At 47.0% G+C, this 22898-nt stretch carries 20 protein-coding genes; 3 read left to right on the forward strand and 17 right to left on the reverse strand.

The features are described from left to right. Positions 1-54: 54 nt before the first annotated feature. Positions 55-921 carry a LysR family transcriptional regulator gene (locus ABD014_RS15840; protein ID WP_343862822.1) on the forward strand — a complete coding sequence of 289 codons (867 nt, stop codon included), beginning with the start codon at positions 55-57 and terminating at the stop codon, positions 919-921. Positions 922-1019: 98 nt separating this feature from the next. Here the strand turns inward: ABD014_RS15840 and ABD014_RS15845 are convergent, their stop codons facing one another. Together ABD014_RS15845 and ABD014_RS15850 are read right to left on the reverse strand one after the other, a co-directional pair. After that, positions 1020-1442 (reverse strand): nucleoside 2-deoxyribosyltransferase, encoded by a 423-nt coding sequence (locus tag ABD014_RS15845; RefSeq protein WP_343862823.1) that lies wholly within the window; start codon positions 1440-1442, stop codon positions 1020-1022. Between the two features lie 73 nt (positions 1443-1515). Further along, entirely contained in the window at positions 1516-2337 is an 822-nt protein-coding gene (locus ABD014_RS15850; RefSeq protein WP_343862824.1) for a purine-nucleoside phosphorylase, read from the reverse strand. A 308-nt stretch (positions 2338-2645) separates the two neighbouring features. Between ABD014_RS15850 and ABD014_RS15855 the strand changes: the two genes are divergently transcribed. Next, positions 2646-3881, forward strand: a complete 1236-nt coding sequence (locus tag ABD014_RS15855; RefSeq protein WP_343862825.1) for an ROK family protein — start codon at positions 2646-2648, stop codon at positions 3879-3881. Positions 3882-3984: 103 nt separating this feature from the next. On the opposite strand, the gene gyrA is transcribed toward ABD014_RS15855, so the two are convergent. The 15 genes from gyrA to ABD014_RS15930 form a co-directional block, all read right to left on the reverse strand. Then, positions 3985-6417, reverse strand: a complete 2433-nt coding sequence (gene gyrA, locus ABD014_RS15860) for a DNA gyrase subunit A (protein ID WP_343862826.1) — start codon at positions 6415-6417, stop codon at positions 3985-3987. 13 nt (positions 6418-6430) lie between these two features. Beyond that, entirely contained in the window at positions 6431-8416 is a 1986-nt protein-coding gene (parE, locus tag ABD014_RS15865) for a DNA topoisomerase IV subunit B (RefSeq protein WP_343862827.1), read from the reverse strand. 341 nt (positions 8417-8757) lie between these two features. Next, a complete protein-coding gene (locus ABD014_RS15870; protein ID WP_343862828.1) occupies positions 8758-9747 on the reverse strand; it encodes an ABC transporter permease in 990 nt (329 codons plus the stop codon). Further along, positions 9740-10714 (reverse strand): ABC transporter ATP-binding protein, encoded by a 975-nt coding sequence (locus tag ABD014_RS15875; RefSeq protein ID WP_343862829.1) that lies wholly within the window; start codon positions 10712-10714, stop codon positions 9740-9742. Before ABD014_RS15875 ends, ABD014_RS15870 begins: the two co-directional genes overlap by 8 nt. 94 nt (positions 10715-10808) lie before the next feature. Continuing rightward, a complete protein-coding gene (locus ABD014_RS15880) occupies positions 10809-11612 on the reverse strand; it encodes a GDSL-type esterase/lipase family protein (RefSeq protein ID WP_343862830.1) in 804 nt (267 codons plus the stop codon). A 252-nt stretch (positions 11613-11864) separates the two neighbouring features. Further along, positions 11865-12020 (reverse strand): helix-turn-helix domain-containing protein, encoded by a 156-nt coding sequence (locus ABD014_RS15885; protein WP_343862831.1) that lies wholly within the window; start codon positions 12018-12020, stop codon positions 11865-11867. Between the two features lie 185 nt (positions 12021-12205). After that, on the reverse strand, positions 12206-12304 hold the full coding sequence (locus ABD014_RS15890; protein ID WP_068781651.1) for a dihydroorotate dehydrogenase: 99 nt from the start codon (positions 12302-12304) through the stop codon (positions 12206-12208). 87 nt (positions 12305-12391) lie between these two features. After that, positions 12392-12937, reverse strand: a complete 546-nt coding sequence (locus tag ABD014_RS15895; protein WP_343862832.1) for a PspA/IM30 family protein — start codon at positions 12935-12937, stop codon at positions 12392-12394. A gap of 140 nt (positions 12938-13077) precedes the next feature. Beyond that, positions 13078-13593 carry a CAP domain-containing protein gene (locus ABD014_RS15900; protein ID WP_343862833.1) on the reverse strand — a complete coding sequence of 172 codons (516 nt, stop codon included), beginning with the start codon at positions 13591-13593 and terminating at the stop codon, positions 13078-13080. A 216-nt stretch (positions 13594-13809) separates the two neighbouring features. After that, the gene (gene mglC, locus ABD014_RS15905) at positions 13810-14817 is read right to left on the reverse strand and encodes a galactose/methyl galactoside ABC transporter permease MglC (protein WP_343862834.1); all 1008 of its coding nucleotides are present in this window, start codon (positions 14815-14817) and stop codon (positions 13810-13812) included. A 23-nt stretch (positions 14818-14840) separates the two neighbouring features. Beyond that, a complete protein-coding gene (locus ABD014_RS15910) occupies positions 14841-16352 on the reverse strand; it encodes a sugar ABC transporter ATP-binding protein (RefSeq protein WP_343862835.1) in 1512 nt (503 codons plus the stop codon). Between the two features lie 141 nt (positions 16353-16493). After that, positions 16494-17522, reverse strand: coding sequence for a galactose ABC transporter substrate-binding protein (locus ABD014_RS15915; RefSeq protein WP_343862836.1), 1029 nt, complete (start codon positions 17520-17522; stop codon positions 16494-16496). Between the two features lie 128 nt (positions 17523-17650). After that, positions 17651-18628, reverse strand: coding sequence for a substrate-binding domain-containing protein (locus ABD014_RS15920; protein WP_343862837.1), 978 nt, complete (start codon positions 18626-18628; stop codon positions 17651-17653). After that, a complete protein-coding gene (locus tag ABD014_RS15925) occupies positions 18612-20414 on the reverse strand; it encodes a sensor histidine kinase (protein WP_343862838.1) in 1803 nt (600 codons plus the stop codon). Before ABD014_RS15925 ends, ABD014_RS15920 begins: the two co-directional genes overlap by 17 nt. Next, entirely contained in the window at positions 20411-22072 is a 1662-nt protein-coding gene (locus tag ABD014_RS15930) for a response regulator (protein WP_343862839.1), read from the reverse strand. Before ABD014_RS15930 ends, ABD014_RS15925 begins: the two co-directional genes overlap by 4 nt. A 232-nt stretch (positions 22073-22304) precedes the next feature. Between ABD014_RS15930 and ABD014_RS15935 the strand changes: the two genes are divergently transcribed. Then, positions 22305-22895, forward strand: a complete 591-nt coding sequence (locus ABD014_RS15935) for a hypothetical protein (RefSeq protein WP_343862840.1) — start codon at positions 22305-22307, stop codon at positions 22893-22895. Positions 22896-22898: the final 3 nt, after the last annotated feature.

The raw sequence follows: 22898 nt of genomic DNA on the forward strand, positions 1-22898 counted from the left end.
TATGGTATCGATTATAATCATAGAAATTATCTATCGATAAAGGGGAGCCTACGAATGGAACACCGGTTATTAGAGTATTTTCTGGCTGTTAGCGAGGAGCTTCATTTTACGAGAGCTGCTGAAAAATTAGGCATTTCCCAGCCGACATTAAGCCACCAGATTCGGCTGCTGGAACATGAGCTTGGAGCCCCATTATTTTACCGTTCTGGTAAGAAGACGATACTGACCCAGGCCGGGCAAATTCTGCTCGGGCACGCCCACCGGGTCATTAATGAGATCAAGCTGGCCCGACAAGAAATTAATGAATTATCCGGGCTGCAGAGGGGCAAGCTGCGAATTGGCTGCTCCGGAAACCATTTATTAACGGATGCCTTGGTCGCTTTCCATCGCCTCTATCCCGGAATCGAGCTGACCGTCACAGAGCTGGCGACCGAGGAGACAAGAGATGGATTGCTGCACAATCAGCTGGATGTCGGCGTCGTATTTCTGCCCTTATTTGATGAACAACTAGCCTATCGTCCGCTTTATGATGAAGAATTGGTGCTGGCTATTTCCAGCAGCCATGAATATGCTACCTGCTCCAATATAAAGATTCAGCAGTTGGCCAATCTCCCACTTGTACTGTTTCCACAGAAATTCCTGGTCCGGCAGATGATCGACTCCGCCTGTGCCGAGCTGGAGATCCAACTAAATCCTGTAATGGAGCTCTCCACTCTGGAATCCCAATTACATATGGCCGAGCAAAATGTAGGCGGTACGATTCTGCCCAAATCCTATGGCAAGACCGTTGTTAGCGACAAGGTAGCCATTATTCCTCTTGCCGATCCCGCCCCGCGAAAAAAGGTAGGTCTTGTCTACGGCAAGGAGTCTTTGGAAAGTTCGATTATCAGTGCTTTTGTCGACCACTTAATTTCCTTTTAGTAACTACTTAATTGAACCGTAACATCTGTAGGGCAAATTTTTAGGGAGTGTCATTGATGACACTCCCTAGTTATTATTTAAAGCTTATCACCTTGCCATTACAACATCTCGCCTGAGTAGAAAGAGCTGGGCAGCTTATCAAAGTCATAATCTACAAGCTCTTCCAATGTGATATTAGCATGGGCTCCTTCATGAACCATCAGGTTGCTGTTCTCGCCAACATGAATTAGAATCACGGGTTTATCCGTCGCATAGGCGTAGCCAAATTCCCAGGCTGTTCCCGTGTCCGAATAGTTACCGTGATAAATGCCTACCACAATTTCAGACCATTTAATATATTTAATATCCGTCATAAAGGTTTCGATCGACCATTGCCGTGAACCAAACTCGGCATTTTCATTATTTTTTCGAAATGGCGAGAATACGTTCATGCCTTTGTCGGCCAAAATCTTCTCTACCTGTTCAAGAACTGCGATCTCTTTATCATTAAAAAATGGACTAGCGAGGTATACCCTTTTCATTCTCTTGCTGACCTCCGGTACAATGTATTCTGCATAGGCATGCTCAAGACAGGAGATCCCTATCCTTTGCTTACTATTCCATTTTTTCTAAAATGCCTTTAATTAATGCAATAAAGTTCACTCGAACCTTACCCGCCACTTCAATTACTTCTTCATGATTCAGAGGTTGATCCAAAATGCCGCAAGCCATATTCGTCAAGCAGGATATTCCGAGCACCTTCATATTTCCGTGAACGGCTACAATCGCCTCTGGAACTGTCGACATTCCAACTGCATCGGCTCCCATCGTACGAATCATGCGGATTTCGGCTGGAGTCTCGTACGTAGGTCCGCTCCACCATGCATAGACACCCTGTTGTATTGTCATGTCAAGTTCATTAGCAACTGCCCCAGCAAGATGACGTAAACCAGGATTGTAGGTTTGAGACAAATCTGGGAAGCGTGTGCCCAATTCATCGTTGTTAGGCCCGATTAACGGATTCGTGCCGACCAGGTTGATATGATCCGTAATCAACATTAAATCCCCTGGGTTAAAGCTAGTATTCACCGCACCGCAAGCATTAGTGATAATCAGATTCTCAACGCCTAGCGCCTTCATGACACGCACTGGAAAAGTGACTTCATCCAAAGTAAAGCCCTCGTAATAATGAAAACGCCCCTTCATAGCAGCTACTGTCTTCCCTTTCAACTGTCCAATCACCAACTCGTTGGCATGGCCGACGGCTGAAGATTTTGCAAAATGAGGAATTTCAGTATAAGGAATGGTTACAGCGTTTTCGATATCGTCAGCCAATGTTCCCAAGCCAGAGCCTAGAATCAACCCAATAGTAGGACGATGATTAATCTTGCTCATAATGAAATTTTTCGCTTCGAGAATATGTTGCGTGTTATGCATAAATCCTTCCTCCTTAGAAATGTTGAACGAATTGTAATCCTGGAAACACGTAAAGCAAATGACCCGTCATACGAGCCTAGAATATTTCATCACTGAAAGTTTAAATGACTCTGCAGATAAAGTAAATAGACTAAATCTCATTCTGATAAAAAGTTACTGATAAATCACCGTCCCACTCATGATATACACGATATAAGCCGTATTTTTATCAAACCGAGCTAAAACTTGCCTTGCACACACTTCTTCTTTTTTGAAAAATAGAGTAAACTACTCATAATTTAATGATTAAGAATGGAGTTCGGAGGATTATGTTAAGGCAATTTGTCGGTATAACGTCTCAAAAGACGAAAAACCTAAAGGTTCTATATCGCTTAATTCGTCAATGGGGTCCTATAGGAGTAAAAACACTTTCCGAAATGACGGGATATAAACCTACAACCTGTGCTCGTCTGTTGGATGAACTTGTCCAGGCAGGATTGATTCATGATAGCGGTTTAGGGGAATCCAGTGGCGGACGGAAGCCGTTAATGTATGTAATCCAACCTGACGCCTTCTATCTAATTGGAGTAGAGATCACCAATTTATATACTACCGTATTGCTTCTCGACTTAGATTTGACCATTCTTGGGACAGAGAAGTTGAAAATGGATTCGAGGTGCACGGCGCAATATACATTGGATTATGTGTCCCGGTGTATTGAAGAACTGCTGATTAAGCACGATATCCTATCGGAGAAAATGCTGGGAATTGGTGTTGGTGTCCTTGATCCAGTAGATCTTGAGCGAGGAGTCATCGTTGATTCGCATCAATTTCCTGCGGACGGTTGGAACGATTTCAACATCGTCGAATACTTAGAGAAGAAGAATGATACGCTTGTGTTCCTGGATAATGGAACAAACTTGGCGGCATTGGCAGAATACCGATTGAAATATTGGAAGGAAACTGATAGCTTGGTTTTTGTCTCTAGTGACATGGGAATTCGCAGCAGCATGATCATCAAAGGCAAGCTTGTCCATCAAATCAATGAGATGGATGATGCTCTAGGCCACATGATCATCGATATACATGGACGGCGTTGTTCCTGCGGAGCCTACGGGTGTCTGCAGACATACAGCAGCCTGCCGGCCATTCATCACGAAGTCATTCACCGGCTCAAACGGGGCAAAGAATCTATTCTTCGAGAAAATATAGATGATGTGAACGAGGTAGACTTCCACCACATTTTGGAGGCAATGGATAGGGAGGATCCGCTTTGTCTGGAGGTTGTGAAGGAAGCCGCTTATTATTTTGGCATAGGTCTGGCTAATCTGATCTTCATGCTGCGTCCCGATATCGTCATTTGCGGAGGAACGCTTGTACCTAAACCACTCTTCTACGAAGAAGCTTCAAGAACAGCACATGAACGAGCGGCTATTTATCCCAAATGTCGTGTAGAGATTGTTCAATCCTCTACAGCCTACAATATTGTGGCCCAAGGAGCCGGGTGCATGGTACTAGATTATTTCACGTCTACAGAAATTAATAATCCCGGTACAAACATATAGGTGCATATAACACAAAGAACCTTCATGTCCGCGCTTGACGGATTTGAAGGTTCTTTATGTTTATTTATTCAATAGATTCAACCGGTTATGTTCTTAGACCCATTTAATACTCCAGCAGGTCAACAATTTCATCCTGCTTCTCCACATGGGCCATGATCTTGCCAATCGACTTGCGGTCTGCAAGCGGCGCCGATTCGGAACTGAAGCTATAGATCTGCCCTTCCCGGGTCATGGCTATGATCGTGATCGGTTCCTTACAGTGGAAGCCGCCTACAATCCGGGTTCCATTCGGCTTCACACGCTTGCCTTCCTTGAATTCAAACGTCTGAACGCCTTTGCCTCCGCGGCTCTGGAGCGGATAATCGAGCAGCAGGCTGCGCTTCGCATAGCCCAGATCAGAGATGACAAGCAGTTCGCCTTCATCGCCTTGAACCCATAGCGCACTGACGACCTCGTCGTCCTCCTTCAACCCGATTCCCTTCACACCAGCGGATACGCGGCCCATCGCATTCACTTCATTCTCTGCAAAGCGTATCGCCATTCCTTGCTTCGTTAACAGAACGATATCCTGATTGCCGCGGCTAACCTGAACAGTAATAATTTCGTCCCCATCTGCCACCTTGCAAGCGGCAACTGCCGTCGACCGCTTCGTCTCGTATTCCTTCAAATCCGTACGCTTCACTTGTCCACGTTTTGTTACGAAGACAAGACTAACGCTCGCTTCATCGAAGGATTTGAGTGGAATGACACCGATGATTGAATCCTCTTTGGCTAGTGGAATGACATTGACAATCGCTGTCCCGTTGTCCTTCCACTTGAACTCAGGAATCTGATGCACCGGCAGCAGGAAGTATTGTCCGCGCTGTGTGAAGATAAGAATATTTTGCAGCGTGTCCACATCAAGCACATGCTTGATATAGTCGCCTTCCTTCACCCCGGAACCATTGCGCTCACCGCCGGAACGAGTGAATGAGAGCATGCTGGTCCGCTTAATGTAGCCCTCGTTGGACAGAGTTACCAGCACGTCTTCCTGCGCGACCATCACCTCAAGATTGACCTTAAGCTCCTCTACCTCGCTCTGAATTTCAGAACGACGGTCAATCCCGTATTTCTCGCGGATTTCCAGCAGCTCTTTCTTGATCAGAGTCACGAGCTTCTTATCGCTCTCCAGAATTCCACGTAATACGGCGATTTTCTTAATGATGTCGTCGAGCTCTTTTTGCAACGACGTTATTTCCAAATTTGTCAAACGATATAATTGCAAAGTAAGAATGGAATCCGCTTGACGTTCTGTGAAGCCGAACATCCATTGCAGATTGTTCTGCGCATCTTGACGGTTCTTCGAGGCCTTGATGGCCGCAATGACTTCGTCCAGAATATTCAGCGCCTTGACCAGACCTTCGAGCACATGGGCGCGATCTTCCAGCTTCTCCAGTTCATACTGGGTCCGGAATGTAACAACTTCACGCTGGTGGGCGATATAAGCCTCAAGAATTGCTTTCAAGCCGAGTTGCCGTGGTGCTTTGTTGACAATCGCCACCATATTGAAGTTATAAGTGACCTGCAGGTCCGTCTTCTTCAACAGATAAGCCAGAATCCCCTGGGCATCGGCATCTTTCTTCAGCTCAATGACGATTCGCAATCCATTGCGTCCGCTCTCGTCACGAACTTCAGCAATCCCGTCTACCTTTTTCTCCAGCCGGATATTTTCCATGGCCGTTACAAGACGGGACTTCACAACCTGATACGGGATCTCCGTAACGATAATCTGCTGCTTCCCGCCGCGCATGTTCTCGATTTCCGTCTTGGAACGCAAATAGATGCGTCCTTTCCCGGTGCGATAGGCATCGCGGATGCCGTCCTCGCCCATGATGATTCCGCCGGTCGGGAAATCCGGTCCTTTCACATAGGAGGCGATCTCCTCCAGTTCAAGCTCTGGCCGTTCCATGACAGCAATACATGCATCGATAACCTCACGCAGATTATGCGGCGGAATCTCCGTCGCAAACCCGGCCGAAATCCCGCTAACTCCGTTCACGAGCAAATTAGGATAACGGGACGGCAGCACCACAGGCTCTAATGTCGAGTTATCAAAGTTATCTTTGAACGGAACCGTCCGCTTCTCAATATCGCGCAGCAGTTCCATGGCGATCGGCGACAGCCGCGCTTCCGTATAACGCATCGCTGCTGCCGGGTCATCATCCTGGGAACCCCAGTTGCCATGCCCGTCAACCAGCACATGTCCCATCTTCCAAGGCTGAGCCATCCGCACCATGCCCTCGTAGATCGAAGAGTCACCGTGCGGATGATAATTACCCATCACATCGCCGACCGTCTTGGCTGACTTGCGGTAAGGCTTGTCAGGCGTATTTCCCGAATCATACATCGCATACAGTATCCGCCGCTGAACCGGCTTGAGCCCATCGCGCACGTCAGGAATGGCACGGTCCTGAATTATATATTTGGAATACCGACCGAAGCGATCCCCTACGACCTCTTCCAAATAAGCCGGTAAGAAATTCTCCAACATACTCAAATCAAGTCACCCTCTATTCCTCATACTCCGTAAAATCGACGTTCTCTACGATCCAACGCTTGCGTGGGTCAACCTTATCTCCCATCAAGGTGGATACGCGCCGTTCCGCCTTCGCGGCATCTTCAATCTTCACTTGCAGCATTGTACGACTCTCCGGATTCATCGTCGTCTCCCACAATTGATCCGGATTCATCTCCCCAAGCCCTTTATAACGCTGCAGTTCGAAGTTTTTACCGAATTCCTTCAAGTAATTCTGCAGTTGCTCATCGCTCCATGCATAGCGCACCGTCTCTAGCTTGCCTGAACGCCTCGTGATCTTGTACAGCGGAGGCTGGGCAATATAGACCCGTCCGGCATCGATCAGCGGCTTCATATAACGATAGAAGAACGTAAGCAGTAGAACCTGAATATGTGCTCCGTCCGTATCGGCATCCGTCATGATAATGATTTTCGCATAATTGCTGTCCTCGACAGCGAATTCCGTGCCGATGCCCGCACCGATCGCCGCAATAATGGCCCGATACTCATCGTTCTTCAGAATATCGGCAAGCTTGGCCTTCTCCGGGTTCATCGGTTTACCCTTCAATGGCAGAATCGCCTGGAACTTGGAATCCCTGCCCTGCTTCGCCGAACCGCCAGCGGAATCCCCTTCGACAATGAACAATTCATTGCGCGCATAGTCCTTCGACTGTGCTGGAGACAGCTTGCCACCGAGATTCGTGCTCTCGCTGCGCTTCTTGCCGCTTCGCATCTCATCACGTGCCTTGCGCGCCGCTTCCCGCGCCTTGGAGGCCTGCACCGCCTTCTTGATCAGAACTTGAGCGACCTGCGGGTTCTCCTCCAGGAACAGAGCCATCTTCTCGGATACGACAGACTCCACGGCACTCCGTGCGGAAGCGCTGCCGAGTTGGTCCTTCGTCTGGCCGACGAACTCCACTTCGGACATCTTCACGCTAATGACAGCCATCATCCCTTCGCGAAGATCATTCCCCTCCAGATTTTTATCCTTCTCTTTCAGGATTGAATTCTTCCTAGCATACTCATTCATAACACGCGTGTACGCCGTCTTGAAGCCAGTCTCATGTGTACCGCCGCCCCGCGTAGGAATCGAGTTTACAAAAGACACCAAGGTCTCCGTATAGCCCACATTATATTGCAGCGCTACTTCTACCTCGATCTCATCCCGTTCCGCATAGAAATGAACCACGTCATGGAGGACGTCCTTGCCGTCATTCAAGAATTCGACAAATTGGCTCGCGCCGCCCTCGTAAAAAAACTCGTCGGAGCGGTCGGAACGCTCATCCTTCAAAGTCACCTTCAGACCCGAATTCAGAAAAGCGATCTCCTGCAAACGATCCGCGAGCGTATCATAATTAAGACCAATTCCATTCGGGAACACGCGAATATCCGGCTTGAACGTTACCTTCGTGCCGGTCTTGTTCGTATTGCCGATAATTTCAAGACCTGTTACTGGTTCGCCGACATGCTCGACCCCTTTTTTATCCACCCAGTACTCGAATCGCATGCGGTGAATTTTGCCCTCACGGTAGATCTCCACCTCAAGCCACTCGGATAAAGCGTTGGTTACTGAAGCGCCAACCCCGTGCAGCCCCCCGGATTTCTTATAACCGGAACCGCCGAACTTGCCACCGGCGTGCAGAATCGTATAGACGACCTGCGGTGTAGGAACACCGATCTTATGCATCCCGGTCGGAATGCCGCGGCCATTATCTACTATGGTTACAGAACCATCCTTATTCAATGTAATATCGATCTTGGAACAAAATTTGGCCAAATGCTCGTCGACAGCATTATCCACAATTTCCCAGACCAGATGATGAAGTCCCGACGAGCTCGTACTGCCAATATACATCCCTGGCCGTTTCCGTACTGCGACAAGCCCTTCGAGCACTTGAATGTCGTCCGCGTCGTATCCCGAAGATTCACTTCCGGAACTGATACCGGAAGCTTCTTCGAACAAATCGATTTGTTCCGCCATTCATGCTCCCCCTTTTACTTTCGTTATGTAGTCGTTAATATACGTGTTCAAAAAGGCCGGTTTTCAGCACCGAAGCTTATGCTTACGATGTGCGTTTTTTCAAAACGCTTGAGTTGAATGAAGCCAGGGACGAAAGAAGCGCTGCGTACGTAGTTGGTACGTGAGCATCTGAGATGTTTCCGTAGGAAACATGACTTCGTAAGCATTCACTTAGGCCCGGCTGAATTCAAGATTCGATGCCGAATCTGCTTCCTGATTGACTACGTGATCAAAAGCAGACTTTTTGAACAACCTCTAATATACTACAAATGCAAACAAATGTTTTGTTATCCTTGTCCATTTTAATTCAAGATATCCTGTTTCGTAAAGACAAGGAATGAGACGATTGTTGAACAAGCCGCCCAAACCGCCAGAACAGCGAGTGAAAATCCTAGTGTCATGCCCTCGATCGGAGCCGGTGTTCCCGATAAATAGTTCGTAAGACCGAGATTGACCATGAACAAGTATTTGGCGCTCGTCCAGGCTGATGCCATATTGCCGAGAATATTGCCGGCGATCAGCGCGGCCATCATAATGACAATGCTTGCGGCGGTGCTGCGAACGAGCACCGATACCATGAAAGCCAGCATCGCTACTACAATTCCGACGAACCAGATCAGCCCAGCCTGCATACAGATATATTTCCACTGTGGTACGGCATGAACATTGGACATATCCACTTCACTACCATGCAACTGAAAGCCGCTAAATACCGGAAGCTGAAATCCGCCATAACCAAAAAACATCCCCGATATCAAGTAACAGACGAGCAGCGTAGATAGGATAATCAACGAGACAAACATGATCAGCGTAATTAACTTGCTGAGCAGGATTTTCCACCTTCGTACCGGCCTTGTAAGCAGCATCTTGATTGTACCCGCTGTTCGTTCAGAGGATACAATGTCCGATCCTACACCCATGATCAGGAGTGGAATGAACAATGTAGAGGCATTATTCAGAAATTCGCGGGTAAACGATACTCCACCAGCCTGGATCGGATTCACATCATGCTCAAGATAATATTTCATCTGCTCGATATATATTTTGCGGTATTTCTTCCACTCCTCAGGCACGCGGTCGCTGCCGAGTGAATTTTGATTATCCGTAATGGCCTGCTGGACTTCCCTGCGCCAGTCTGCACCGAATTTCTCACGCTTTGCAGAAGCTTCCCGCATCTGGGCATAGGTGAACATCGGGACAAGAACGAGCAGCACCAGCAGAACGACGTAAAATCGCTTCTTCTTGATCATTTTGATCGTCTCATTCTTAACTAACAGAAGCAGATTATTCAACACCCTCACCATCCGTCATCTCAAGGAACAATTGTTCCAGCGTTGGAATTACCTTCTGAACGGAACGGACCTGAAGCCCGGAACTTACGAGCCGAGGCACAATATCCGCAATTTGATCCACCTGCATCTGGGTTACTATCGCCTCGCCGCCAAAGCCGGCAATGATCGCATCATCCAGCACCTCATCCACATTCTTAACGATGCTGATTCCAAGATCAGCCAGCATTGCCTCACCTGTTGAAGATGGCTCCAGTTCCCAGACAACATACCCTGTACTTGAGTCAAGCAGCTCATTGACCGCACCGACTGCAAGGACCCGCCCCCGGCTTATAATCGCCACACGATCACAGAGTACTTGAATTTCACTAAGCAGATGACTTGAGACGAACACGGCCAGCCCTTCCTTCGCCAGAAGGCGAATGAAGCTGCGCATCTCTTTGATCCCCTTCGGATCAAGACCATTCGTCGGTTCATCCAGAATGAGCAGCTTAGGTCTGCCGAGCAGAGCCTGGGCAATTCCAAGGCGCTGTCGCATTCCGAGCGAATACGTCCGCACTTTATCATGAATCCGCTGGTCGAGTCCAACCAGATCAGCAACCTCCTGAATTCTCGCCGCATCGATTCCCGGCATCATCCGGGCGAATTGCTCCAGGTTCTCCCAGCCGGTCAGATACGTATATACCTCCGGATTCTCCACGATCGACCCAACCAGGCTAAGCGCCCGCTCCGGATCCTTCTGCACATCGAATCCACAGATAGCTACTTGTCCTTCTGTCGGGCGGATCAGATCAACCAGCATGCGAATCGTTGTCGTCTTGCCAGCTCCGTTCGGCCCAAGGAATCCGAATATCTCTCCGGCTTTCACCTCGAAAGATACATCCTGCACGATCCAGCGCTTGCCGATCCGCTTCTTCAAATGCTCCACCGACAAAATAATCTCATCATTTGTCTTCGTTCGATGATGCATCGCATTTTCGCCTCCTTAACGTGAGTGTTCAAAAAGTCCAGTTTTCAGCACCGAGAAGGTTGATGAAGCTATAGACTTTTTGAACTTCCTTAGCCTAGTTCAGCGCGATGCTCTGTACAATCCGCTCTGCGATCCTCTGGTAACCGTCGCCATTCGGATGGAAATGGTCACCCGATAAATAGCGGTCCAAGTTGCTCGTAAATAAATCATAGGTTGGAATAACGATCGTGCCTGGATACTGATTCATTGTATCCAATACATTCAAATTCCAATTCGCTACCGCTTGATCTCCAGCTTCCTTCACGTCCTTCAAATCAGCAAAGGGATTGTATAAGCCAACGTACACCAATTGCGCATCGGGATTAATCTGCTTCAGCTTGCTAACGATCTTCTTGAAATTTTCTCCCGATGTCTTCACCGCAGCATTCATCTCCGCCTCGGTCGGAAGTTCCCCGCTGCTCTGATAGCTCTGAGCTCCAGCAAACAAATCATTCCCGCCGATCGACAGAATAATGATTCCGGCCTGTTTGAGGCCGTATTGGACTCCTGGTTCATCAAGCGTCGGAAGTAGTGCCTTCGTCGTCAGCCCGTTGATTCCGAGATTGTTAACTAATTTAGAGGACTTGTCCTGCTTCGTTAATAACTGCACCGTTCTACGCGCAAATCCATTGCCTGTATCGTCCCCGGTACCCTTGGCGAGCGAATCGCCAATAGCAGTGATATCAAATGGCGCCGCCGTGACAGACATTTGTACGCCGCTGTCGGGCTTGGCCTTACTTGCCTCGCTTGCCGGAACCGTCATATCATAGACGGCATATATGAATCCAACAATAAGCAGCAGTGTTGATACCGCCGAGAGCAGGCCAGTGACTAGCCATATTCGCGACGATTTGTTCATGGTCGTCTTCCTCCTGTATGTGCCCGAATCCCTGATCCCATCCTTTAATTAATCTAACCAACTTATATCGTAGGTATAGCCGTAGGATATCGTATCTGTTCATTTTTATTGAGTTTATCCTATATATTAAACAATTGAAATAAGAATTGACCATCTATGATCTACATGGTTGCCGAGAATGTGATTTTCTTTCTGATCGCCGACACACTCTAATAGCACTCATAATATCATCTATTCTAATCCACTTCCAATCTACTGGAATAGTGGTCTGCTTAATCTCTCATCGATAAGTCTGATTACCGTAACATGATTCATCCCATACTTGCGAGCTGCTTGGTTATCTGACATTCCATTTTCAAGTACACCCAAAGCCGCTTTCAACCTGGTTTCATCACTATATCTAATCATAAAAAGAACCGCTCCCCTTCCAACTGGACTAGTATAACATGTGTCCAACTTTTTGGGAGCAGTTCCGTTAGGTCAGTGGGCTTCTTTTATACTGATACTTTCGGATTGCACGGCGGTATGGGCAGATAACATATTTACATATCACCAACTATTGGAAGGTTTAAGCTGATAGTTAGAGTAATCAATTAAAAAACAAAGGCTCTAGTAATGATAACAAGCAAAATGAACAGAACTAAAATCGCTGCAGTTGATGTAAATAATCCACCACCAAGGACTTCACCCATGTGTACATACCTCCTTACATTTAGAGTACACACCATCCTATTCAATTTTCCAATAAATAGATTGGACTGCTTTCCCTATGATAAAGTCTATTTAGCAGATGTCCCGCTGAAAGAATCTTGAATATCCGGCATAGACACCGATCCGTCATCATGCTCTTTCCGATTCGCCAGATTTCCCCGCTCCTGCTCCACAGCCTCAAGCTGCCCCAGCAAATGGGCGAATTGGCCCTGAAGCTGCTCGACCTCCGCTTTATACAGCTCGTAGCTCGCCAAATATTCCTTCATTTTTGCCTCGGCCAACCTCTTCTCAGAAAGCGCACGCCGGGCATAATCCTCCTGATGTGCTATGGCAGCCATATGAGCTTGCCGAATACGTCTATTGACGAATGCCTGTTGCTCTACAAAGAGCTGTTTGAACTTCCTCTCCAAAGCGATCCTCTCAGCCAGCTCTCTCTCCGTATCATCCAATTGCGCCTGAAGCTGTAAAAGAACTTCATCCCCTGCCTCTACATTTTCGCTCGAATAATCCCAATCCGTACGCTTATTGGCAAGCTGCTTCAGATCTACTGCCTCACTACTCGTGATGTGGTAATCTGAATTCGTCAAATTCTGTTCTCGCTTAAAAAATGACATTCGTCGGCTCCTCCCTGCCTTAAGTTATCCTCCTAAGATATGTATGCAGATTCCAAGCAGAAATAGCATAATAAAGAACCGTGACGTCCGCCACGGCCCCTATTTTATATTTAACTGTCTTCATAAGTGCAAGCCTACACCTATTTGCCAATAAACTCCTGTACCCAAAATCCGTTATAATAACCTACACCGATCAGCGTATATTTGGGATTCAAAATGTTGGCGCGATGACCGGGACTGTTCATCCAATCCTTCACGACTTCTTCAGCCGAACGCTGCCCTTTGGCAATATTCTCGCCTGCGTAGAGATAAGTAATGTGATACGCATCCATCATATCGAATGGAGAACCATATTTCGGCGAAGTATGGTCAAAATAACCGCTCCTAAACATATCGACTGCTTTGTCCTTGGCCATCTTTGATAAATTCGTGTGCACAATCAAAGGCTTCAACCCTGCCGAAGTCCGTTCTTTATTAACTAGCGCTACAACCTGTGCAGCTCGTTCCGCTTGAACCTGCGCATATACTGCCGCCATACTTTTACTTGCAGCAGCAGCGCTTGCCGTTCCATGACCAGCAGGAGTAGCTGCCAGTGACACTGCTAATACGGAGAATATCAATCCCATTTTTGCGGTCTTCATCTTCGTTTTCCTCAATGATACATCCCCTCCTCAGCACGATAATCAATCTGGAAAATAGTCTCTCTAATTTTACCATGCTTGTCCTTTCCTTGCATGGGAATTTGATGGAAATATATGCTGAGCTTCCATGTATAGCAAATCATGAAAATCCCCTGCTTGTTGTTGCCAACAGCACAGGGGATTCACAATTCCTCTCCGATTAGACTTATAGATAGCACAAATACAACAACATTAGCGCTTAGCCGCATATTTCCGCATATCAAATGCAACTGCGGTGACGATGATGGCGCCTTTAATAATTTGCTGCCAGTAAGGGCCTACCCCGATAAAAGTCAAACCGTAATTGATGACCGTAAAGATCAATACCCCGGCCATGACGCCAGGAACAGTACCGATTCCGCCTGTCGTCGATACGCCGCCAACGACACAGGCAGCGATCGCATCAAGCTCGTACATATTCCCGTAGTTGTTCGTTGCCCCGCCGGTTCTAGCGGCTTCCAGCACGCCAGCAGTACCATACAGAGCCCCAGCGATCGAATAAATAATGATTAGCGTCAGCATGACATTAATCCCGGACACCTTTGCAGCTTGCATATTTCCGCCGATCGCGTACATGTTTTTACCCAACCGAGTCTTATTGAACATAACCCACACAATAAAGCAGATAGCAACGGCAAAAATAACGATGTAGGGCAAGGATAAGTCTCCTTTACCAAAACTGCCTGATCCAAGCGTCGTAAAGTCGTCGCGAAGTCCGCCAATCGGCTGTGAATTGTTCGGCTCCGTATCGAAATACAAGGAGTTAATCCCGTATATAGCTACCATCGTACCCAGAGTAGCAATAAAAGGCGGAACCTTAAACTTGGAGACGATGACTCCATTAATCAAGCCAAAAATAACACCTACAAATATCGCAATCAAGATCGGGATGAACAGCGAGAGCTGCGGAAGATCAGGGAAGAAGCGACGTGCATAATCCGGGTCCTGCAGCATCGAGGCTGATATGACCGCAGTCAAGCCGACCATCCGTCCCGCCGACAAATCAGTCCCGCCCGTAATCAGAATGAATGCTACACCTAACGCAATAATGACACGGGTCGATGATTGAATCAAAATATCGCGGAGTGTATTAAATCCGATAAAATTGGGGTCATAGACTGCAATTGCGATCACAAGTACAACCAGTACAATATATATTGCGTTCTCCGTTATAAAGCTCTGAGTTTTCTTGATATTCATTCCTATTCTCTCCTTCTCGGACTCTAATGCTGAGCGGCTAGACGCATAATTTCCTCTTCCGAGGCTTCCTGACCATTCAAAATGCCCGTGATCTTCCCTTCCGACATCACCATGATGCGGTCAGACATGCCAAGAAGCTCCGGCATTTCTGATGAGATCATAATGATGCTCTTGCCCTGCTTCGCTAGATCGGCAATGATCGTATAAATTTCGTACTTGGCACCGACATCGATTCCTCGCGTTGGTTCATCAAGCAACAAAATTTCCGGGCTAGTTAACAGCCATCTGGCAAGCAGCACTTTCTGTTGATTGCCTCCGGACAGATTCATAATCAGCGTCTTTGGAGATGGCGTCTTGGTGCGCAATTTCTCCACCACCTGATTGACCTCATCGCGTTTCTTCCGTTCATTCAGCAGCCCATAGGGCCGAATATATTTACGCATATTGGCAATCGCCGCATTCTCATGCACCGACAATACCGGAATGATGCCTGTCGTGCGTCTCTCCTCGGTCAACAGCGCCATCCCATATCGCTTGGCAGCAGCCGGGCTCTTGATCCGTACAAGCTTGTCATTGATCGAGATCGATCCAGACTGAATCTCGCGCAAACCAAATAACGCCTCGATGAGTTCCGTCCGCTGCGCTCCTACTAATCCGCCAATTCCGAGAATTTCTCCTTTCCGCAGCTCAAAGGAGACATTATTGAACGATTTGGGGTGAATAGAGGTTAGCCCTTCCACCTTAAGTACAACCCCGTTCGGAACATTATGCCGCTGCGGAAAACGCTGTGTCAGGTCACGGCCTACCATTTTGGATATAATCAAGTCGGTCGTCAGCTCTGCCGCAGGCCAGGTACCTATTTTTTTGCCATCACGCATAATGGTGACTTCATCGGAAATTCTCAAAATTTCCTCCATCTTGTGCGATATATATATAATCGATACGCCCCTGCTCTTTAACTCCTGAATGATCTTAAATAAATGCTCAACCTCAATGCTCGTTAAAGATGATGTAGGTTCGTCCATGACGATAATCCTGGAATGGAAGGAGACGGCCTTAGCTATTTCAATGGATTGAATTTGTGAGACAGACAGCTTCCCTACGATCGTATCCGGTTTAATGTGGATATCCAGTTGCTCGAACAATTCTTCGGTATCGCTGTACATTTTCGTATGGTCAATGAACCGCATCGGCCAGAATCCCTTGGATGGGAAACGTCCAAGCCAAATATTCTCCATCACACTGCGGAAAGGTACAGGATGAAGTTCCTGATGGATCATCGAGATGCCCATTTCGAGCGCATCACGTGAATGATTAATCTCTACCTTCTGCCCGTCCAAATAAATTTCACCTTCATCAGGCTTGTAGATGCCGAACAGGCATTTCATTAACGTCGACTTTCCTGCTCCGTTCTCACCCATCAGCGCATGAACCGTTCCCGGCCTGACCTGTAAGCTAACGTTATCGAGCGCTTTGACACCGGGAAATTCCTTGGATATCCCTTTCAATTCAAGTAGATACTGCTGATTTGTCATTATGTCAGCCTCCTATTTTACTGTTCCACATAGAGGCGCAGCTAGGTTCTTCGGGCATTCTGCTTGCTAAATATGAAAGGTTCGCACCTTTCGGCAACGAACCTTCCAAGACGCGAGACAGACGACTGCCAATCAAGCCGCTTATTTGAAATTTGCTGCGTTTTCTTTTGTCACTTTTTGATAAGGAATCCAGACATACTGATTGTCTGTAATTTCATAGCCTACGCTATCCAGATTGATTTCTTTGCCTTGAGCCAATAGCGAAGCGATCTTAATCGATGCTTTACCTTGGTTCTCCGCATCATTCAGCACCGTACCAAGCAATGTGCCTTGCTCCAAGGCCTGAATCGCAGGAGCTGTCGCATCTACGCCGACGACCGGCATATACTTATCGCCATTGAAATATCCCGCTGCCTTCAAGGCTTCAATCGCCCCTAGCGCCATATCGTCATTGTTGGCGAATACCGCCTCGATACTGTCACCTTTGGCCGCCAGGAAGGCCGCCATCTTCTCCTGACCTTTGACCCGATCCCACATCGCCGTATCTTCTTGTAATTTCTCTACCTTGATTCCTGCATCTTCCAAAGCCTGAATAGAGTATTGCGTACGAAGCTCAGCATCCTGATGTCCCGGCTCGCCTTTTAACATGACGTATTGCAATACGCCATCGCCATTCTTATCAGCCTCAGGATGAGACTTCCAATAATCTGCGATGATTTGCCCGGACAATGTTCCCGATTCCTCGGCTCTTGCGCCCACATAATAAACCTTATCCCATTTCTTCATATCCTCCGGAAGAGGCTCGCGATTCAAGAACACAACCGGAACATCCTTGCCTTTAGCCTTATCGATAATCACACCTGCCGCTGTACGATCCACTGGATTCACAATCAGTGCTTTGGTCTTCTTCGTCAGGAACAAATCGATCTTATCATTCTGCGTCGGCTGTGAGTTCTGGCTATCGACAATATCAACTTGAGCGATGCCTTTGGCATTCTTCTCAATCGCATTTCGCACCCCTGTCATAAAGGTGTCGTCGAACTTGTAGATAGCTACGCCGACCTTCGGCGTATCTCCGCTGCCGCTCCCCCCGCCGGGGCCGCTGTTGCAGCCGGCCATAACTGTACCGAGCAGAGCGAATCCGAGCAATACGGACATCATTTTTTTCATGCTTATTGACCTCCTTTTGAACCTCCTATTTATGAATACGTTTACATTATGCTGGATAGGGCGGTACTTTCGAATTAAGAAAACTGCGCTTTTATATCAAAATTCTAATGATTTTTTTAGACAATCTCTTACTTTACAAAAGGAAACATCAGCTTCTGATTTTCCGGCCAGAGCATGTTATCAAGGTCAATCAATTTCACATCCGTCGGAATTTTATCGCTAAGCTTGGCACCACGTGCTGCCTGTACTGCAGCATATACCGCCATGTAGCCGTTATTGAATGGATTTTGCACAACCATCGCCTGGATCGTTCCATCCTGCAGCAGCTCCAGCATTTCGGACGGATTATCGAAGGCGATCATATTAACGATACCGCTATACCCCATATCCTCAACGGCTAATCCGGCACCAATCGAGGACTCGGCACTAAGCGAGACGATCCCGTTCAGTCTCGGATGGAGCTGAAGCATTTTACAGGTGAGATCATACGCCAAGGTCTCATCCGAGCCGCTGTAGACAATATCCATGACTTGAATCTCAGGGAACCGGGCCATATAGTCGAGGAAGCCTTCTTCCCGTTCATCGGTGCTGCGCGCGCCCTTCACAAAATTAATAATACCGATTTCCCCTCGTCCCCCAGTTAACTCGCTGAGGCGTTTTGCCGCTGCTTGTCCAGCTTCATAATTGTTCGTTCCTACATACGTTTTTACTTTCGTCGAAGCAACCTCCGAATCCATAGAAATGACAGGAATATTATAATAGGACGTCTGATCCGTCACTTGTCCTAGCGCCTCATAATCACTGGCGGCCAACACAATCGCATCCGGCCTTCTAACAATGGACTCCTGCATCAGCTCAATTTGCTGCTTGTAATCGTTTTCCTGATGGGGGGCCAGAAAATTCAACTCCACATTGTACTCCTTCGCTGCCACTTCAGCACCCATACGAATCGTATTCCAATAATCTCCCCGATCCATTTTTACGATCATATCGATCGTTAACGGCTTATCGCCTCCCGGAATACTCCCACTAGGCGAACAGGCTGCAAGCATCATCAGGGTAAGAGATAACGCGAGCCCCTTCAGTAAGCTATTTCCTGATATCATTTCCTTCCCCCTCAGCCTGATCTGAAGTACGCTGTACCGGAAGTGTCACCGTTACCGTCGTCCCTTCCTCAGGCTCACTCTCGTAATGCAATCCATAAGGGTGTCCATAGTAGAGCTGAATTCGTTCCTGTACATTGAACACGCCCACCCCGGAACCGCTCTCGCTGCGGATATCACCGCTTAACAGCTTGGCGAGACGTTCTTGTGTCATTCCGATGCCATTATCGCGAATGATGAATTGAAGCTTCTCATCTTGCAATTGCGCCTTGATCTCGATCATCCCGTCCTCAACTGAGTTCTCAATTCCGTGATGAATCGCATTCTCGACGAGAGGCTGCAGGATCAGCTTCAAGGTTAGACAATCCATAACTTCTTCATCGGCTTCGATCACATAATGAAACTTATTCTTAAATCGTATCGATTGAATAATCAAATAATGTCTTATATGTTCCAGTTCATCCTTGACTGTAATGATCGGTTTGCCCCTGCTTAAGCTTAGCCGAAAGAAGCGGGACAGTGAAGTGATTGTCGTTACGACTTCTTGATTGCGTCCCATTTCAGCCATTCTTGTAATCGAATTCAGCGTATTGTACAGAAAATGGGGGTTAATCTGCGATTGCAACACGTCGAATTCGCTCTTGCGCTTCGCTTCCTGCTCCTGGATAATCTGATCCATTAACTCGCGAATCCGGCGCAGCATCAGATTGAAGCGTTTAGACAACTGCTCGACCTCATAGACTCCGCTTACCGAAATTTGTGGTGTGAAATCACCTTTCTCCACCCGCTTGACGGACTGCTCTAGACGACGAATAGGTTTGGATATGGTCGCCGAGACGTAGATGTTAATGATCAGGATAATCAAGGTTGATACAAGTAAGAAATGGTATAGAAAGTCCGCTAGTTCCTTCTTCGTGCCCAGGAACTCATCTGCATAAGCGACACCAATGATTTTCCAGCCTGCCGTTTTTACCGTCTGAATGGTAATGATTCGCTGCTCCCCATTTTGTTCATCCACATAACTGCCGTACTTGTAATTCAGCACCGGTTCCAAATTCTCATATTTCAAACCGGCATAGATGAGCTGCTGCTGAGGATGATAGACGATATTGCCGATTCCATCGATGATATAGACGTAACCGTTCTTCCCCAGACTGACACGCTGGCTCAATTGATCGATCGTCCGGAAATTGAAATCGATAGCTAGAACCCCATGCTTTACTCCCGATTCATCCCTGTAATCGATTATTTTACTCATCGAGACTACCCAGCGGTAATCGTTCTTGAACAGGTTCTGAATATGCGGAGGTGTGAACTGCAGCGTCCCCGGAGCGAGAAGTGCTGATTCGAACCACGTCTGCTTCGTCAGTCTCGTATTTTGGCGCATCGGCTGCGCCGGGACACTGTTCACCAATTCTCCGTCTGTCGTAAACAGCGCAATAGAGACGAGATCCTCCCGTGTACTCAATATCGTCTCCATCTGTTCTCCCAGATGCTGATTCGAAGATACATCAGAAGCTTGATCGATTTTGTTCTGAGTCACTTCAAATATGTCCTGCATTCCACTTACATATAGTTCCAGATTTGAATTTACCTGCTCCACGATCTGCTTCAGATTCAGGTAGGTGTTCTCCTCAGCAACGTTAGAGAAGCGATTGAACAGCATTAGACTAGCTAGCACAACAACGAGCACTGTCACAATAATGGAAGAAGCCGAGAGCAGGACTTGAATGTTATGTAAGTGAAAGCCTCGCAAAAAGCGTGTCATTGCACGCTGCCAAGACTTCATACGATCTTAGCCCCATTTCGGTATTCTTTGGGAGATAAGCCGTATTTCTTGCGAAAACAGAAGCTGAAATAATTCGGGTCCGAGAATCCGACCAGTTCGGCGATCTCAAATGATTTTTTGTCCGTCGAGGCCAGCAGGTTTTTGGCCGCTTCCATGCGCACATTCTGCAAGTAATTCACGAAGGTAAGCTTCGTCTCTCGCTTGAAAATATTGCTAAAATACCCTGAGCTAATATGTAAACAGGAACAGACTTTATTGATGGAAATGTCCGGATCGGAGTAATGGTCCATAATATATGCCTTGGCTTGATCCACGAGCAAGTTGTAGCTTGTCTGCCTTTGACTCAATATCATCCTCTTCAGCTTCATACATACATCGATGAACCATGCCCGAGCTTCATCCGCTTGCGTAAATCGGAAGACCTGACTGATAAATCCCCCGCCTTCTTCAAATAATCTCTCAAAATCAATATGTATATCATTTGCCGCCTTGATCACCGCAGTTAGTATGACTAGTAGACGCAGTTGAAAATCTTGAAGAGATTTGCGGCAATCCATAAGATTGCTGAACAACTGCTCTAGCAGCAGCCCCAGCTCCTCATCACTTCCGACCTTCAGACAGCGTATCAATTCCTGTTCCTTCAGTTCATCGAATTCGAATACTTTCTCTACGGGAGCTTCCACATCGCCGATGTATATAATCTTATTCCCACCCAGGACAAGACGATAATCTAGCGCATGCATGGCTTCTCTATAAGAGTAGTAACAATTGGACAAGGACGCGCAGGCAGTCCCAACGCCTATCGTTGTACGGAATTTAAGATATCTTTCAAAGCTGAATCTCATTTCTTCTAATAGATTCAACGTTATTTCTATGACTCTATCAGGATTTGGATCGTCATATACACTTAACAGCACAACATCATCATGATAAATGAACGCCTGATCGTAGGGATGCTCACGGATGATCTCGTCGACGATGTTCAGTACCGCAAATAACTCTAACTGCTGGTCATCGGTATCGTGCGGTAAGGCCGATCCCACCGCAGGCTGTTCATCCATGGCACCTGCTCGATCCAAGCGAAACGCAGGGTCAAGCCGGATTATCGAAATGACGTACATTTCCCCTTCCAACTGCAGTGCATAGCTCCGACATTTGTCTGTAATCTCTTGCTCAGAGAGCGGCCTGGATACTAGAGAAGATAGGAATAGCCGCTGTAATACAGGCAAATTTCGATGATAGTACTCCGTTAGTGTCTGGATGTTCTTCCGCATCTCCAATTCTTCATCAATTTCCTCTTTGACCTTACGAAGTATTCCCGCTAGCTCCTCCGAAGAGAACGGCTTCAGCACATACTCGGTGACATCCAATCGGATGGCCTGCTTAGCATAGTCAAATTGCTCATAGCCTGTCAGAATAATAACTTTAATGGTAGGATGAACCTGACGAATCCACTCTGTTAATTGCAATCCATCCATAAAAGGCATCTGGATATCGGTAACAACAACGTCAGGCATATGCTTATCTATCATTTCCGCGGCCTCTCTGCCATTTTCAGCCGTATCAACAACCTTGTACCCGATACTCTCCCAATCGATGAGTTCCATTAATCCCTCTCTTACATCTGCTTCATCATCAGCCAAGATTAACTTATACATGTAATCTCCCGCCTTCTCTTATTATAGAGGTAGTACCTGATTGCCATCGATTTTATCGCACTCATCCATAAAAGTAAATTAGTGGATTTCGGAGCGGATTACGACCTTAGTCTAGTTTTTATTCCGTCTCCGGACCATTCCGCTATTCCCGGGAAACGATTACCATGGTAATATCAAATGGATACATCATTTGTAAATAGCTAACTAATTAAATAGAAAATGGCGGTTGAAAATGATGAATAACATGAAGCAAATCTACATCTTACTAAGCAATCCAAAAACAATTGTAACGAAAATGATCGGTATATATACGAAAGCCCCTTATAATCACGCTTCCATAGCTTTTGATCCGGAATTAAGAGAAATGTACAGTTTCGGGAGGAAGCATCCTCTGATTCCACTCATTGGCGGATTTGTTAAGGAAGATATACATTCAGGGATATTTGAGCGAGCGACATGTGCGGTGTATACTTGCACGGTTAGTGAGGCTACTTATTCTAAAATGAGAAATTTCGTTCGCCAGTTCGAGGAGAACAGTGAACTGTACAGCTACAATTTTCTTGGTATTCTGGGCGTCGTCCTGAATATGGAGTTTGGCGGGGAGAATTCCTATTTCTGCTCACAATTCGTCAGTGCTGTCTTCGAAAGAGCGGGACTGCAGCTATGCAATAAATCCGCCGCGCTTACAACGCCGGATGATCTGTCTACATGCTCCATGCTGAAGCTGATTTTTCGCGGCTCCCTCGTCTCTTACAGGAAGAGCTTCTATGAGTACCTGGATGAGTCAGCCATGGAGCCATCGCATCTTTACGTGGCGAACTGACAG

This window comes from Paenibacillus motobuensis (genome assembly GCF_039521865.1).
Lineage (GTDB): Bacteria > Bacillota > Bacilli > Paenibacillales > Paenibacillaceae > Fontibacillus > Fontibacillus motobuensis.

Excerpts from the sequence above, each read along its gene's own strand:
- ABD014_RS15850 (WP_343862824.1), bottom strand. The coding sequence starts at position 2,337 with ATGCATAACACGCAACATATTCTCGAAGCGAAAAATTTCATTATGAGC.
- ABD014_RS15855 (WP_343862825.1), top strand. The coding sequence starts at position 2,646 with ATGTTAAGGCAATTTGTCGGTATAACGTCTCAAAAGACGAAAAACCTA.
- ABD014_RS15895 (WP_343862832.1), bottom strand. The coding sequence starts at position 12,937 with ATGTCATTTTTTAAGCGAGAACAGAATTTGACGAATTCAGATTACCAC.
- parE (WP_343862827.1), bottom strand. The coding sequence starts at position 8,416 with ATGGCGGAACAAATCGATTTGTTCGAAGAAGCTTCCGGTATCAGTTCC.
- ABD014_RS15845 (WP_343862823.1), bottom strand. The coding sequence starts at position 1,442 with ATGAAAAGGGTATACCTCGCTAGTCCATTTTTTAATGATAAAGAGATC.
- ABD014_RS15875 (WP_343862829.1), bottom strand. The coding sequence starts at position 10,714 with ATGCATCATCGAACGAAGACAAATGATGAGATTATTTTGTCGGTGGAG.
- ABD014_RS15935 (WP_343862840.1), top strand. The coding sequence starts at position 22,305 with ATGATGAATAACATGAAGCAAATCTACATCTTACTAAGCAATCCAAAA.
- ABD014_RS15920 (WP_343862837.1), bottom strand. The coding sequence starts at position 18,628 with ATGATATCAGGAAATAGCTTACTGAAGGGGCTCGCGTTATCTCTTACC.
- ABD014_RS15930 (WP_343862839.1), bottom strand. The coding sequence starts at position 22,072 with ATGTATAAGTTAATCTTGGCTGATGATGAAGCAGATGTAAGAGAGGGA.
- ABD014_RS15840 (WP_343862822.1), top strand. The coding sequence starts at position 55 with ATGGAACACCGGTTATTAGAGTATTTTCTGGCTGTTAGCGAGGAGCTT.
- ABD014_RS15925 (WP_343862838.1), bottom strand. The coding sequence starts at position 20,414 with ATGAAGTCTTGGCAGCGTGCAATGACACGCTTTTTGCGAGGCTTTCAC.
- ABD014_RS15885 (WP_343862831.1), bottom strand. The coding sequence starts at position 12,020 with ATGATTAGATATAGTGATGAAACCAGGTTGAAAGCGGCTTTGGGTGTA.
- mglC (WP_343862834.1), bottom strand. The coding sequence starts at position 14,817 with ATGAATATCAAGAAAACTCAGAGCTTTATAACGGAGAACGCAATATAT.
- ABD014_RS15910 (WP_343862835.1), bottom strand. The coding sequence starts at position 16,352 with ATGACAAATCAGCAGTATCTACTTGAATTGAAAGGGATATCCAAGGAA.
- ABD014_RS15915 (WP_343862836.1), bottom strand. The coding sequence starts at position 17,522 with ATGAAAAAAATGATGTCCGTATTGCTCGGATTCGCTCTGCTCGGTACA.
- ABD014_RS15890 (WP_068781651.1), bottom strand. The coding sequence starts at position 12,304 with ATGGGTGAAGTCCTTGGTGGTGGATTATTTACATCAACTGCAGCGATT.
- ABD014_RS15880 (WP_343862830.1), bottom strand. The coding sequence starts at position 11,612 with ATGAACAAATCGTCGCGAATATGGCTAGTCACTGGCCTGCTCTCGGCG.